This window comes from Pseudomonas sp. BRM28 (assembly GCF_002939405.1).
GTDB classification, from domain to species: Bacteria; Pseudomonadota; Gammaproteobacteria; order Pseudomonadales; family Pseudomonadaceae; genus Aquipseudomonas; species Aquipseudomonas palmensis.
Window position 1 is genome coordinate 4,772,355 of the sequence record NZ_PEFV01000001.1, and the last position, 13,449, is coordinate 4,785,803.

Sequence of the window (13,449 nt, forward strand, 5' to 3'; positions counted from 1 at the left end):
AAAAGGCGGCTCCCATTCGATGAGGTCGCCTTTTTTGCTGACTCCACCGCGTTATGGAATCTGAAATGACCGACCAGACTACCCGCCTGCCGATCCGCCGCGCCTTGATCAGCGTTTCCGACAAGACCGGAATCCTCGAATTCGCCCGTGAGCTGCAACAGCTCGGCGTCGAGATCCTGTCCACCGGTGGCACCTTCAAGTTGCTCCAGGACAATGGCGTCGCCGCGGTGGAAGTTGCCGACTACACCGGCTTTGCCGAAATGATGGACGGCCGGGTCAAGACCCTGCACCCCAAGATCCACGGTGGCATCCTCGGCCGTCGCGGTACCGATGACGCCATCATGGCCGAGCACGGGATCAAGCCGATCGACCTGGTCGCCGTCAACCTGTACCCCTTCGAAGCCACCATCTCCAAGCCGGGCTGCGACCTGCCGACCGCCATCGAGAACATCGACATCGGCGGCCCGACCATGGTTCGCTCGGCGGCCAAGAACCACAAGGACGTGGCCATCGTGGTCAACGCCAGCGACTACGGCCAGGTACTCGAGAGCCTCAAGGCCGGTGGCCTGACCTACGCCCAGCGCTTCGACCTGATGCTCAAGGCGTTCGAGCACACCGCCGCCTACGACGGCATGATCGCCAACTACATGGGCACCGTGAACCAGTCGGCCGACACCCTGAGCACCGAAGACCGCAGCCAGTTCCCGCGCACCTTCAACAGCCAGTTCGTCAAGGCCCAGGAAATGCGCTACGGCGAGAACCCGCACCAGAGCGCGGCGTTCTACGTCGAGGCCAAGCCGAGCGAGGCCGGCATCGCCACCGCCACCCAGCTGCAGGGCAAGGAGCTGTCGTACAACAACGTGGCCGACACCGACGCCGCGCTGGAATGCGTCAAGAGCTTCGTCAAGCCGGCCTGCGTGATCGTCAAGCACGCCAACCCGTGCGGCGTGGCCGTCAGCCCGGACGCCGAGGGCGGCATCCGCCAGGCCTACGAGCTGGCCTACGCCACCGATACCGAATCAGCCTTCGGCGGCATCATCGCGTTCAACCGCGAGCTGGATGCCGAAACCGCCAAGGCCATCGTCGAGCGTCAGTTCGTCGAAGTGATCATCGCCCCGAGCGTGAGCGAAGAAGCCCGCGCCGTGGTGGCCGCCAAGGCCAACGTGCGCCTGCTGGCGTGCGGCCAGTGGTCGGCCGAGCGTGCCGCTGCCTGGGACTACAAGCGCGTCACCGGCGGCCTGCTGGTACAGAGCCGCGACATCGGCATGATCACCGAGGGCGACCTGAAGGTGGTGACCAAGCGTGCGCCGACCGAGCAGGAAATCCACGACCTGATCTTCGCCTGGAAAGTGGCCAAGTACGTCAAGTCCAACGCCATCGTCTATGCCAAGAACCGCCAGACCATCGGTGTCGGCGCCGGCCAGATGAGCCGCGTGAACTCGGCGCGCATTGCCGCGATCAAGGCCGAGCATGCCGGCCTGCAGGTACAGGGTGCGGTCATGGCCTCGGATGCGTTCTTCCCGTTCCGCGACGGTATCGACAACGCGGCCAAGGTGGGTATCACTGCGGTGATCCAGCCGGGCGGTTCGATGCGTGATGCCGAGGTGATTGCCGCGGCCGACGAAGCCGGCATCGCGATGGTGTTCACCGGCATGCGCCACTTCCGTCACTGATCCACTGCGTGTAGGAGCCGGCGTTGCCGGCGAATGGGCCCGCCCGGTCAACGCGGTGCGACCTTCGCCGGCAACGCCGGCTCCTACAGTTACTCTCCGAATTAGCGTCATCGAGGTTTTGACATGAACGTTTTGATCATCGGTAGCGGCGGCCGCGAACACGCCCTGGCCTGGAAAGTTGCCCAGGACCCTCGCGTCGAGACTGTCTTCGTCGCCCCCGGCAACGCCGGCACCGCCACCGAAGCCAAGTGCAAGAACGTCGACATCGACGTCACCGCCCTGGACCAACTGGCCGACTTCGCCGAGAAGAACGTCGCCCTGACCATCGTCGGCCCCGAGGGCCCGTTGGTGGCCGGCGTGGTCGACCTGTTCCGCAGCCGCGGCCTGGACTGCTTCGGCCCCACCAAGGGCGCGGCGCAGCTGGAAGGCTCCAAGGCCTTCACCAAGGACTTTCTGGCCCGTCACAAGATCCCGACCGCCGACTACCAGAACTTCACCGAAGTGGAGCCGGCCCTGGCCTACCTGCGCGAAAAAGGCGCACCGATCGTGATCAAGGCCGACGGCCTGGCCGCGGGCAAGGGCGTGATCGTCGCCATGACCCTGGCTGAAGCCGAGGACGCGGTACGCGACATGCTCGCCGGCAATGCCTTCGGCGACGCCGGTTCGCGCGTGGTCATCGAAGAGTTCCTCGACGGCGAGGAAGCCAGCTTCATCGTCATGGTCGACGGGCAGAACGTGCTGCCGATGGCCACCAGCCAGGACCACAAGCGCGTCGGCAACGCCGACACCGGCCCCAACACCGGCGGCATGGGCGCCTACTCGCCAGCCCCGGTGGTCACTGCCGAAGTCCACCAGCGCGTGATGGACCAGGTGATCTGGCCGACCGTCAACGGCATGGCTGCCGAAGGCAACGTGTACACCGGCTTCCTGTATGCCGGGCTGATGATCGACAAGGCCGGCAACCCCAAGGTCATCGAGTTCAACTGCCGCTTCGGCGACCCGGAAACCCAGCCGGTGATGCTGCGCCTGGAATCGAGCCTGGTGCTGCTGATCGAAGCGGCGTTCGCCAAGGCCCTGAACAAGGTCGAAGCGCAGTGGAACCCGCAGCCGAGCCTGGGCGTTGTACTGGCCGCCGGCGGCTACCCGGGCGACTACGCCAAGGGTGCACCGATCAGCGGCCTGGACGCCGCAGCCAAGCTCACCGGCAAGGTGTTCCATGCCGGTACCGCCCTCAAGGACGGCCAGGTGGTCACCAGCGGTGGTCGCGTACTGTGTGCCACTGCCCTGGGCGAGACCGTCGAAGCCGCGCAGCAGCAGGCCTACCGCCTGGCCGCCGAAATCGAGTGGGACGGCAGTTTCTACCGCACCGACATCGGCTACCGCGCCATCGCCCGTGAACGTGGCGAGCACCAGGAGTAAGCTGACACGGCAAGGCTCCAAAGGGGCCTTGCCTTCGGCTTGGCACGCCGCGCATAGTTGCAAACCGGCATTTGGCTAGGAAGGGATATCTCGTGCGTTGGCTCAGGATTGCCATTGGACTCACCGTCAGCCTGCTGACTCTGCTCTGCCTGTTCCCGGCCACGGCCGATTCGGGCAGTGGGTGGTCGGTATTGCTCGACGATCAGGCCAACCTGCAACTGAGCGACATCCGTTCCGAGCGTTACCGTAACCAGTTCAGTCCCATCGAGCTCAACCAGCTCGATGCCGCCGAGCCCCAGCAGGCGCTCTGGCTGCATTACCACCTGCCCCCACACCAGCCCGAACAGGTACTGCGCCTGTTCGCCCCGGACCTGTCGCACCTGAACCTGTATGTGGTCGACGGCGCCCGGCTGATCGAGCAGTCCCACAACGGCCGCCCGGACACCAACGGCCCGGTGAGCCTGACCACCAACGATCACCTGCTGGCGGTGCCGAGCAGCGACCAGGCCCAGGACCTCTACCTGCGGCTGGTCTCCGAGCACCAGCTGCGGCCCGGCATCAGCCTGATGCCCGCCGTGAGCGCCGCCGCCGACCAGCGCCAGCCACTGCTGTTCGGGTTGCTGTTCGGCTGCATGGGCATGCTGATCCTGCACAACCTGGTGCGCTTCGGCTATTCGCGCTCCACCAGCAGCCTGTGGCTGGCCGGCTACCACAGCCTGATGCTGCTCAGCGCGCTGATCCTGCTCAACCTGAGCGGGCCGTGGAACCTCTGGCAGACCTCGCAGACACCGGCCGCCTACCTCACTGCCCTGCTCGCCAGCCTCTGCGGGCTGGCCTTCACCCTGCGCTTCTTCGCCCCCCTGCAGCAGCCGCGCCTGGCCCGCCTGCTGCAAGGCGAGATCCTGCTGATCGCCATCGGCGGCCTGTTGCTGCTGTTCGTCGACACCTTGCCGTTGAACCTGGCCACCTACGCGCTGGTGGCCCTGGCCAGCCTGAGCATGCTGATCACGGCCGTTTGCCACTGGGTGCGCGGCTTCGCCCCGGCGCGCCTGTTCAGCCTGGCCATGCTGGTGTTCAACCTGGGCTGCCTGGTGGTGCTGCCGGCGCTGCTGGGCCTTACCCGCACCCCCACCGAATGGCTGCTGTTCATCCTGCTGGGGTTCACCGCCTTCACCGGCCTTCTGCTCAACATGGCCCTGGGCGAGCGCCTGCGCAGCATCAGCGAGGCGCGCTTCAGCGCCAGCCGCGAGCTGGCCGCCAGCACCGCCGAAATCAACGCCAAGGCAGAGTTTCTGGCACGCATCAGCCACGAGATCCGCACCCCGATGAACGGTGTGCTGGGCATGACCGAACTGCTGCTGGGCACCCCGCTGTCGGTCAAGCAGCGCGACTATGTGCAGACCATCCACAGTGCCGGCAACGAGCTGCTGACCCTGATCAACGAGATCCTCGACATCTCCAAGCTCGAGTCCGGCCAGATCGAGCTGGATGACGTGCAGTTCGACCTCAACGCCCTGATCGAGGACTGCCTGAGCATCTTCAGGGCCAAGGCCGAACAGCAGAACATCGAACTGATCAGCTTCACCCAGCCGCAGGTGCCGCGGGTCATCAGCGGTGACCCCACGCGCCTGCGCCAGGCCCTGCTGAGCCTGCTGGAAAACGCCCTGAAAAAGACCGAGCAGGGCGAGATCCTGCTGGTGGTGGCACTGGACCAGCGCGGCAGCAGCCCGCGCCTGCGCCTGGCCGTGCAGGACAGCGGCGAACCGATCCCGCCCAGCGAGCGCGAGGCACTGCTGCAGGCCGAGTTGCACAGCGAGCACGTGCTGTCGAGCAACAAGCTCGGCGGCCTGCTGGGCCTGGTGATCGCCAAGCAACTGATCGCCCTGATGCAGGGCGAGTTCGGCATCAAGACCAGCCACAACCAGGGCAACACCCTGTGGATGACCCTGCCGCTGGACCCGCAGCGCCTCGAACAGCCCGCCGCCGACCTCGACGGCCCGCTGCGCGATGCCCGGGTGCTGGTGGTGGACGACAACGACACCTGCCGCAAGGTGCTGGTGCAGCAGTGCAGCGCCTGGGGCATGAACGTGAGCGCCGTGCCCTCGGGCAAGGAAGCCCTGGCCCTGCTGCGCACCAAGGCGCACCTGCGCGACTACTTCGATGCCGTGCTGCTCGACCAGAACATGCCCGGCATGACCGGCATGCAACTGGCCGCCAAGATCAAGGAAGATCCGAGCCTGAACCACGACATCCTGATCATCATGCTCACCGGCATCACCAATGCGCCGAGCAAGGTCATCGCCCGCAACGCCGGGGTCAAGCGCATCCTGGCCAAGCCCGTGGCCGGCTACACCCTCAAGACCACCCTGGCCGAAGAACTGGCCCAGCGCAGCAAGGGCCAGATGCTCGGCATGCAGCCGCCCAGCCTGGCCACCCCGCTGGACGTGCCCGCCGACTTCCGCATCCTGGTGGCCGAAGACAACAACATCTCCACCAAGGTGATCCGCGGCATGCTCGGCAAGCTCAACCTGGAGCCCGACACCGCCAGCAACGGCGAGGAAGCCCTGCAGGCCATGAAGGCGCAGCGCTACGACCTGGTGCTGATGGACTGCGAGATGCCGGTGCTGGACGGCTTCTCGGCCACCCAGCAACTGCGCGCCTGGGAGGCGGTCAGCCTGCGCCCGCGCACACCGGTGGTGGCGCTGACCGCGCACATCCTGGCCGAGCACAAGGAGCGCGCACGCCAGGCCGGCATGGACGGGCACATGGCCAAGCCGGTGGAGCTGTCGCAACTGCGCGAACTGATCGAATACTGGGTGGCCCACCGCAAGCCCCACGAGCAGCCCGACAACGCGCCCGTCCCCCACTGATACACTTGCCCAACGCCCCCTTTGCCGCGAGCCCACGCCATGCTCCATGAGTTGTTCAGCGTCTACCTGAAGATGCTCGTGCTCTACAGCCCGTTCTTCGTCCTGTCCTGCTTCATCAGCCTGACCCGCGGCCACTCCAGCAAGGAGCGCAAGCAGCTGGCCTGGCGCGTGGCGCTGGCGGTACTGATCGCCAGCGTGCTGCTGTACCTGTTCGGGCGGGCAATCTTCGGCATCTTCGGCATCACCCCCGACGCGTTTCGCATCGGCGCCGGCAGCGTGCTGTTCATCTCGGCGCTGGGCATGGCCCAGGGCAAGTCGGCGGTCAACACCGACAACGTGCAGCAGGACGTGACCATCGTGCCGCTGACCATCCCGCTGACCGTCGGCCCCGGCACCATCGGTGCGCTGCTGGTGATGGGCGTCAGCCAGCCGCACTGGGACGACAAGCTGCTGGCCATCGTGAGTATCGCCCTGGCCAGCTTCACCGTTGGCCTGGTGCTGTTTCTGTCGCACCGCATCGAACGGCTGCTTGGCGACCAGGGCCTGCAGATCGTCAGCCGGCTGATGGGCCTGTTCGTGTGCGCCCTGGCGGCGCAGATCATCTTCACCGGGATCAAGGGCTACCTGGTGCTCTAGCCCCTACCGGTCCTGGAAGAAACCTTCCGAGAGTGCCCGGGTCTGGGCCAGTACGAACGTGCGATGGCTCGCGTACGCCTGGCGATCGAACAGGTAGCAGCCACCATGGGGCGTCAGGGTCACGTAGCGCCGGTAGGTATCGGTCAGAAAGCCGTGTTCGACGTCCACTTCAAAGCGCATCACCAGCCCGCAGAAACACAACATGGGCTGGTTGCGTCGATCGGTGAAACAGGGCGTGACCTTGCAGTGCATGGCCTTCTCCACGTCGCGCCTGGGCATGGCCGAAGACTCGAAGTGGCGCCGGGCCTTGGTCTCCAGGTCGAGGTCGCGCAGCGACTGGCTGATCACCTGGTGAAACAGCACCTCGGCGTCCCGCTGTACCACCGTGACTTCGAAGGCACGCACCTGCGCCAGGTCGTGGGCAGCCGTGGACACCGACGACAGAAAGCTGATCAGGCGGCAACCATGCCGCAGCAGGCAGGCATGGTGGAACTCATTCCAGGCCTGCGGCGAGGCATGCTGGCCAACCGCTTTGCTGGCGTACATCTCGGCGTACACCATCAGGTCCATCATGTCCTGCATGTCGGCAGGGTCCATGCCCTCACCGAACGACACCCGGTTGTCGCCGATTACCTGCGAACGTTCAGTGGAGGTCATGGGTGCCCCCTTGCAGCGAGCCGTCGGCCTTGGCCTTGGCCTTGGCCTGCGGCACCACCCGCCTGAGCACAACGACATCGTCCTCCAGGGCTGCCACCGTCATCTCGCGCAGTCGCGCATAGCGCGCAACCGACAACTGCTTGTGGCTGTAGAAGAACAGCGCGTCGCCCGGGCTGTCGACCCCACAGAACGTCTGGTGCAGAAAGTCCTGCTGAAGCGGCACCACCAGCGCCAGGCTCACAAACAGGCTGAACACCTGGTCTGGCGCGGTGCACGCACTGAGCTGGAAGTTGATCGCCGTGCGCTGGCTGGCCTGGCTGTGCGCGAGCACCTGGGCACGAAACAGCTGGCGCGCCGGGTGCTCGTAGGCCAGTTCGCAAATCTGCTCCAGCATGTCGGTCATCTGCCGCACGATGGCCGCAGGCAACTTCTTCTTCAGGTGCCTGGTCACCAGCGCGACGATGCTCAGGTCATCCAGGCCGGCGAACCTGGATACATCGGACTGCACGGTCTGGGTGCTCCACATGAGCTGGCCCAGGCCGTCCACATTGCGCTTGAACCAGGCCCGGGGGTTGGCGGTGACCAGGCCGTCCTGGTTGGCCGACACCTGCGCCAGCAAGTGGGAGTTCAATACATCATCCCTGTCCGGTGCGCTCAACCCGCCGGGAAATGAAATCAGCTGCGCACCATTGACCCATGTCTCGTACTGCATTGCCATGCCTCGACTCCTTGAGGATAGCGGCACCGGCGCCTTGACACCGGTGCCGGTAGAATTACTTCTTCTTGATTTTCCTGAAGAAGTTATCCGAGGAAATACCCATGTAGTCGTGGATGTCGTCTTTGTTGCGCTGATAGACACGTTCGTTCCAGTTGACCATGGTGGCCACCTGAGTGATGTCCATGGTTTCGTTGTCCCACTTCCAGAACAGTGCGCCGCCCTTGTCGGTACGCTTGTTGTATTCAAGCCCGATGAACAGTGTCACGGCTTCGCCGTTATCCGTTTCAAGGCACGGCAGAATGCGGCAACTGTCCTTGCTCGCGCCGGTGCTGTTGTTGTTGAACAGGGTGATCATGTCCTCGTCGCCCTTGAGCTTGTCGAGGGCCCTGGAAACCAGCGGGATCATGGCGGCTGCGTTGCCACCGGCCACCGAGGCGACGATTTCCAGCACCACGCTGTCCATGGTGATGTCGCGCTTGCTGGTGTTGTAGCTCTGACGGTCCGAACTGGTCATGAACCAGCCGGCGTGCAGCATGGCCTCCCGGTAGGCTGCCAGCCATTGCAGGGGCTGCTCCTGGATACTGCCCGAGGTGTTGGCCACCATCTCGGCGAACAGGGTGGCGTCCTTGGCCATCTGGCGCTTGTCCGCCGACAGCTTGTCGGCAAAGGTCAGAATCGTCGGGCCTTCGCTGGTCATCAGTGCCACTTCGCCCGCTTCGTCATCGAGCCCTTCACTGGCCAGCAGCCCGCGCATGGACAGCGGCGAATGCTGAAGATCCGGTACTTCCAGGTTGCTGAAGAATTCAGCGCTTTTTTCCGCGCAGGGAAACACAGTCGAGTTATCCATAACATCATCCTTGTTCAGTTTTGGTTTGCCGCGGCACAGCCAGGCCACTGCAAACTATCACCGGGCCTGCATGAAAAAAGGTGCGCCCGTTTCCAGGCGCACCTTTCTTTCCCTACGAGACCCTGTGGCTATCCAGGGCGGCCGGCGCCATACCAACGCGGCGTGTACACCCACTCGCCACCGTCGGCACGCGCGAAGGCGCAGGTGGTGGACGACCCCACCAGCACCATGGTGCGCATGTCCACCTGCTCTGGCGTCAGCTCGCCCAGGGTCAGGGTGCGCAGGGTCTGGCCGGGGCGGCCGATGTCACGGCCCAGCACCACCGGGGTGGCTGGCGTGCGGTGCTGGCGCACGATCTCCAGGGCACGCCCCAGCTGCCAGGGCCGCGAGCGCGAGATCGGGTTGTAGAAGGCCAGCGCCAGGTCGGCCTGGCAGGCGAGGTCCAGGCGTTTCTCGATGATGTCCCAGGGCTTGAGGTTGTCCGACAGCGACAGCACGCAGAAGTCATGCCCCAGCGGCGCACCGGCCTGCGCGGCGGTGGCCAGCGAGGCCGAGACGCCCGGCAGCACCTGCAGCTCGACGCTGTGCCACTGCGGGTCCGTCGACTCGTGCAGGGCTTCGAGCACCGCCGCTGCCATGGCGAACACGCCCGGGTCGCCCGACGATACCACCACCACCGAGCGGCCTTGCGCGGCCAGCTCGAAGGCATGCCGTGCGCGCTGCATTTCTTCGCGGTTGTCGGTGCAGTGCAGCACCTGATCGGCGCGGAACGGGCCGGCCATACGCACATAGGTTTCATAACCCAGCACGTCATTGGCGCGTGCCAGCTCGGCCTTGACCGCCGGCACCATCAGGTCGGCGGCGCCCGGGCCCAGGCCGATCACCGCCAGGCGGCCACGGGCGCGCCCGATCCGTTGCGGGTCGATCGGCTGGCCGGCCACCGCAATCGCCACGCCCTCGCCTGCGCACTGCGGCGCCAGCAACTGCGGCCAGGCCTGCGCGGCCAGCTCGGCAACGCTGCCGGCGGCCGGGGCGAAGCGCAACGGCACGCCCAGCTCGGCCGCTGCCGCGTGCAACGCCGGGCTGGCCATCTCGCTGTCGGCCGCCAGCAGGCAGGCCAATGCCGGCTCGGCGATCTTCGCGCGGTGCAGCGCCGCACGCACCGCCGCGGCCAGCTCCGGCACCTGGGCACTCACGGCCACCAGCACGCAGCGCGGGTAGATCACCAGCTCGTTGGCGTCGGCCTCACGTGCATCGCAGCCCACGTGAATGGCCAGCTGCGCCTGCTCGCTCTGCGGCAGTTGCGCCTGTTCCAGCCACGGCGCGGCGCCATCGATGCGCACGCTTTCACCGGCCAGCAGGTCGGACACGAAACGCTTGCCCAGCTCCAGGTCGGCCAGCGCATAACCACTGGGCGGGTTGAGCAGGCAGGTGCCGAAGCGCAGCTCGCCGCTGGTGGTGATGGCCGGCGCCACGCCGAGGCCGGCGGCGATCTCGCGGGCCAGCCCGTTGACCCCGCCCAGCCCGCCCAGCAGCGGCACCACGGCGCTGCCGTCTTCGGCCACGGCCAGTACCGGCGGTTCGGCGCCCTTCTCCAGCAGCACGCTGGCCAGGCTGCGAATCACGATGCCGGCGGCGCACAGGGCAATGATCGGGGTGTCCTGCTGGTACAGCTGGCGCAGGGTGGCGCCGAAGTCCTGGTAGCTGCGGTCCGTGCCCTCGACCCGCCCGGCCAGGCCGTGGATCAATGCATCGGGGTACAGCTGCTGGAGCCTGCGGGCAGTGGCCAGGCTGCCCTTGCCCAGAATCACGATGGCCGGTGCGTGAGATGTCATCACCCTTGCCACCGTTCACCCGGCACGATGATCAGCGAGAAGTATGGCGAGGACTGCGGGTCGACTGCATCCAGCGCCACGATCTTCTGGTTGGCCATGGTCGCGCGCTCCACGTACAGCGCTCGCTCGGCCAGGCCCAGTTCGGCCAGCACCTGGCGCACCTTGGGGAAATTGCGCCCCAGCTTCATGATCACCGCCGCGTCGGCATCGGCCAGGCGGCGCTTGAGCTCGTCGGCCGGCAGCACGCCCGACAGCACCGACAGGCTCTGGTTGCGGTACACCAGTGGCGCGCCGAGTACCGAGGCGCCCCCGAGCATCGAGCACACGCCGGGGATCACCTGGGCCTCGTAGCGCTCGGCCAGGCGGTCGTGCAGGTACATGTAGGAGCCATAGAAGAACGGGTCGCCTTCGCAGATCACCGCCACGTCGCGGCCGGCATCCAGGTGCGCGGCCACTTCCAGGCTGGCGCCGTCGTAGAAGTCGCTGATCACCTGTTCATACGACAGCGGCGCCGGCAGCGCCTCGGTGGTCACCGGGTACACCAGCGGCAGCAATGTCTGCGCCTGCTGCAGATGCGCCTCGATGATGCCGAAGGCATTGCCGCGCTTGCCCTTGGCCACGAAATACGCCACCACTGGCGCCTCGCGCAGCAGGCGCAGCGCCTTGACCGTGATCAGTTCGGGGTCGCCGGGGCCCACGCCCAGGCCAAGCAGTCGTCCGCGTGGCTGCATCATTCGACCTCCGTGGCCAGGGCATTGACTGCCGCTGCTGCCATCGCGCTGCCGCCCAGGCGGCCCTCGACGATCACGAACGGCACGCCACGGCTGTCGGCCGCGAGCATCGCCTTGGACTCGGCCGCGCCGACGAAACCGACCGGGAAACCGAGGATCAGCGCAGGCTTCGGCGCCCCCGCATCGATCATCTCGAGCAGGTAGAACAATGCGGTCGGCGCATTGCCGATCACCACCACGCTGCCTTCCAGGTGCGGGCGCCACAGCTCCAGGGCCACCGCCGAGCGGGTGTTGCCCAGCTCCTTGGCCAGGCCCGGCACGCTGTCGTCGCGCAGGGTGCAGATCACCTCGTTGTTGGCCGGCAGGCGTGCACGGGTGATGCCTTCGGCGACCATGCGCGCATCGCACAGGATCGGCGCACCGTTGGCCAGCGCCTCGCGCCCGGCCTTGCCGGCGCCTTCGCTGAAGCGCAGCTTGTCGACCACCTCGACCATGCCGCAGGCATGGATGACCCGCACCGCGAGTTTTTCCAGGTCGGCCGGGATCCGCTCCAGGCGAGCCTCCTGGCGAATGATGGCGAAGGAGTTGCGGTAGATCTCCTGGCCGTCGCGGATGTAATCAATCATCGGGGTTGCTCCGTAGGCGGGCGTCGAGTTGCGCGCCCGCTTCTTTCAATGTCAGGTTGCGCCCGCCAGGGGCGCCCAGGCCCGGCTGCGCCGGGTCGTGAAAATACAGGTCGTAATGCCCGGGCCCGACCGCCAGCAGGGTGGCCGGTGCACGGTGGGCCAGCGCGCAGGAACGCGCGCAGCCGCTCAGGTGAATGCCGGCCACCGGGCCCGGCTCGCGCAGCAGCGCCGCCAGCTGCACGGCGTCGGCCTTGGTGTCGGCCAGGGCCTTGGCGCAGCCGGCCGAACCGGTGCAGGCCACCATGCGCGCCAGCGGCTGCGCCGGGTCGCACAGCAAGCCCAGCGCTGCCAGCCCGGCCAGTGCCAGCTCGGCGTCGGTGGCGGCAAGATTGGGCAGCAGCAGGCTTTGCCAGGGCGTCATGCGCAGGCTGGCGTCGCCCAGGCTGCTGGCCAGGTGCGCGGCGCCACGCAACTGCGCGGCGCTCAGGCGCCCCAGCGGTGCGGCGGCGCCCACCGCGACCCTGCCCGTCTGGCGCTGTGGGTAGACACCCAGATGGCGGGCCTGGTCACGTCGCGGCCGGCGCCAGCCCAGCACCGCGTGGTCGCGGCGCAGCGCCACGCCAAGGCCCTGCACGAACGCCTCGCTGCCGCATTCGGCCAGCAACTGGCGCATGCGCGCCTGCTGCGCAGTGGCCAGGTCGAGAAACCGCTGCAACACCGCCAGCACCAGCGCGTGCCCATCGGCCAGCGGCACCGCGCCCAGCGCACCCTCCTCGGCCGGGCAGCCGGCCAGGCCGAAGGCCAGCCACACCTCGCCGTCCAGGCGCAGTGCCGACAGCCACAGGTCGTGGGGGTGGGTGAGCATGGCCAGGTCTTCGCCAGCGTCCAGTTGCACGGCGAACTTGGCAGACAACTGATGAAAGCGCTCGCAGGTCTGCAGCGATTCGAGGATCTGCCCCGCCAGCGCCCGGCTGTCGAACAGCATGGCCGGGTCGAGACCGGCCGCCGGGCTGAGCATCAGGTTGCGCACATCGTCGCCCGCCGCCTGGCGCGGGCCCAGGCCGGCGTCGAGCAGGCATGCCACCAGCCCGGCGTGGTCGGCACCGATGCCGCGAATCTGCAGGTTGCTGCGGTTGGTTACCTCGATCACGCCGCCGGCAAAGCGCTCGGCGGCGTCGGCCACTGCGTGTGCCTGGGCCGCGCTCAGGGTGCCGGCGTCGAGCTTGATGCGTGAAATGCCGCCGTCCAGCGCCTGCACGATACGCCACAACCCCGGGCAGGCCGAGGGGCGAAGAGCTGGAGTGGGCAGGGGTTGCGGCAAGGGATCACCCGGCAATCGTCAAAAGGCGCTGGTAGCACAAAGGCGCGGTATTATGCCTGCTTTGTCCGTCGGCAGGCTAAGCCAGCCGGTCGGATAGGCAAGCGAAGAGGAACGGC

11 protein-coding genes are annotated in these 13,449 nt (G+C 66.9%); 4 read left to right on the top strand and 7 right to left on the bottom strand.

What is annotated here, in order from left to right; translation table 11 throughout:
* Positions 1 to 65 precede the first annotated feature (65 nt).
* From purH to CR917_RS22100, 4 genes are all read left to right on the top strand, one after another.
* Positions 66 to 1,673 (top strand): bifunctional phosphoribosylaminoimidazolecarboxamide formyltransferase/IMP cyclohydrolase, encoded by a 1,608-nt coding sequence (purH, locus tag CR917_RS22085; protein ID WP_058541562.1) that lies wholly within the window; start codon positions 66 to 68, stop codon positions 1,671 to 1,673.
* Positions 1,674 to 1,796: 123 nt separating this feature from the next.
* Positions 1,797 to 3,092, top strand: a complete 1,296-nt coding sequence (purD, locus tag CR917_RS22090) for a phosphoribosylamine--glycine ligase (RefSeq protein ID WP_043860473.1) — start codon at positions 1,797 to 1,799, stop codon at positions 3,090 to 3,092.
* 92 nt (positions 3,093 to 3,184) lie between these two features.
* On the top strand, positions 3,185 to 5,962 hold the full coding sequence (locus tag CR917_RS22095; RefSeq protein WP_043860474.1) for a hybrid sensor histidine kinase/response regulator: 2,778 nt from the start codon (positions 3,185 to 3,187) through the stop codon (positions 5,960 to 5,962).
* 39 nt (positions 5,963 to 6,001) lie between these two features.
* The gene (locus CR917_RS22100; RefSeq protein WP_043860475.1) at positions 6,002 to 6,598 is read left to right on the top strand and encodes a MarC family protein; all 597 of its coding nucleotides are present in this window, start codon (positions 6,002 to 6,004) and stop codon (positions 6,596 to 6,598) included.
* A 3-nt stretch (positions 6,599 to 6,601) separates the two neighbouring features.
* On the opposite strand, the gene CR917_RS22105 is transcribed toward CR917_RS22100, so the two are convergent.
* The 7 genes from CR917_RS22105 to cobG all read right to left on the bottom strand — a co-directional run bounded on the left by CR917_RS22105 (position 6,602) and on the right by cobG (position 13,348).
* The gene (locus CR917_RS22105; RefSeq protein ID WP_043860476.1) at positions 6,602 to 7,255 is read right to left on the bottom strand and encodes a hypothetical protein; all 654 of its coding nucleotides are present in this window, start codon (positions 7,253 to 7,255) and stop codon (positions 6,602 to 6,604) included.
* Positions 7,242 to 7,973, bottom strand: a complete 732-nt coding sequence (locus CR917_RS22110) for a hypothetical protein (RefSeq protein ID WP_104572970.1) — start codon at positions 7,971 to 7,973, stop codon at positions 7,242 to 7,244. Before CR917_RS22110 ends, CR917_RS22105 begins: the two co-directional genes overlap by 14 nt.
* Positions 7,974 to 8,028: 55 nt before the next feature.
* The gene (locus CR917_RS22115) at positions 8,029 to 8,820 is read right to left on the bottom strand and encodes a hypothetical protein (protein WP_058541565.1); all 792 of its coding nucleotides are present in this window, start codon (positions 8,818 to 8,820) and stop codon (positions 8,029 to 8,031) included.
* A gap of 128 nt (positions 8,821 to 8,948) precedes the next feature.
* On the bottom strand, positions 8,949 to 10,655 hold the full coding sequence (gene cobJ, locus CR917_RS22120; protein ID WP_104572971.1) for a precorrin-3B C(17)-methyltransferase: 1,707 nt from the start codon (positions 10,653 to 10,655) through the stop codon (positions 8,949 to 8,951).
* A complete protein-coding gene (locus CR917_RS22125; protein ID WP_054916149.1) occupies positions 10,655 to 11,386 on the bottom strand; it encodes a precorrin-2 C(20)-methyltransferase in 732 nt (243 codons plus the stop codon). Before CR917_RS22125 ends, cobJ begins: the two co-directional genes overlap by 1 nt.
* Positions 11,386 to 12,012 carry a precorrin-8X methylmutase gene (locus CR917_RS22130; protein ID WP_054916150.1) on the bottom strand — a complete coding sequence of 209 codons (627 nt, stop codon included), beginning with the start codon at positions 12,010 to 12,012 and terminating at the stop codon, positions 11,386 to 11,388. The genes CR917_RS22125 and CR917_RS22130 overlap by 1 nt, the downstream gene beginning before the upstream one ends.
* Positions 12,005 to 13,348, bottom strand: coding sequence for a precorrin-3B synthase (cobG, locus tag CR917_RS22135; RefSeq protein WP_088514161.1), 1,344 nt, complete (start codon positions 13,346 to 13,348; stop codon positions 12,005 to 12,007). The genes CR917_RS22130 and cobG overlap by 8 nt, the downstream gene beginning before the upstream one ends.
* Positions 13,349 to 13,449: the final 101 nt, after the last annotated feature.

What these genes read in the sequence shown, in the direction of transcription:
- cobJ (WP_104572971.1), bottom strand. Translation starts at nt 10,655, where the DNA reads ATGACATCTCACGCACCGGCCATCGTGATTCTGGGCAAGGGCAGCCTG.
- purH (WP_058541562.1), top strand. Translation starts at nt 66, where the DNA reads ATGACCGACCAGACTACCCGCCTGCCGATCCGCCGCGCCTTGATCAGC.
- CR917_RS22130 (WP_054916150.1), bottom strand. Translation starts at nt 12,012, where the DNA reads ATGATTGATTACATCCGCGACGGCCAGGAGATCTACCGCAACTCCTTC.
- CR917_RS22110 (WP_104572970.1), bottom strand. Translation starts at nt 7,973, where the DNA reads ATGGCAATGCAGTACGAGACATGGGTCAATGGTGCGCAGCTGATTTCA.
- purD (WP_043860473.1), top strand. Translation starts at nt 1,797, where the DNA reads ATGAACGTTTTGATCATCGGTAGCGGCGGCCGCGAACACGCCCTGGCC.
- CR917_RS22105 (WP_043860476.1), bottom strand. Translation starts at nt 7,255, where the DNA reads ATGACCTCCACTGAACGTTCGCAGGTAATCGGCGACAACCGGGTGTCG.
- CR917_RS22115 (WP_058541565.1), bottom strand. Translation starts at nt 8,820, where the DNA reads ATGGATAACTCGACTGTGTTTCCCTGCGCGGAAAAAAGCGCTGAATTC.
- CR917_RS22100 (WP_043860475.1), top strand. Translation starts at nt 6,002, where the DNA reads ATGCTCCATGAGTTGTTCAGCGTCTACCTGAAGATGCTCGTGCTCTAC.
- CR917_RS22125 (WP_054916149.1), bottom strand. Translation starts at nt 11,386, where the DNA reads ATGCAGCCACGCGGACGACTGCTTGGCCTGGGCGTGGGCCCCGGCGAC.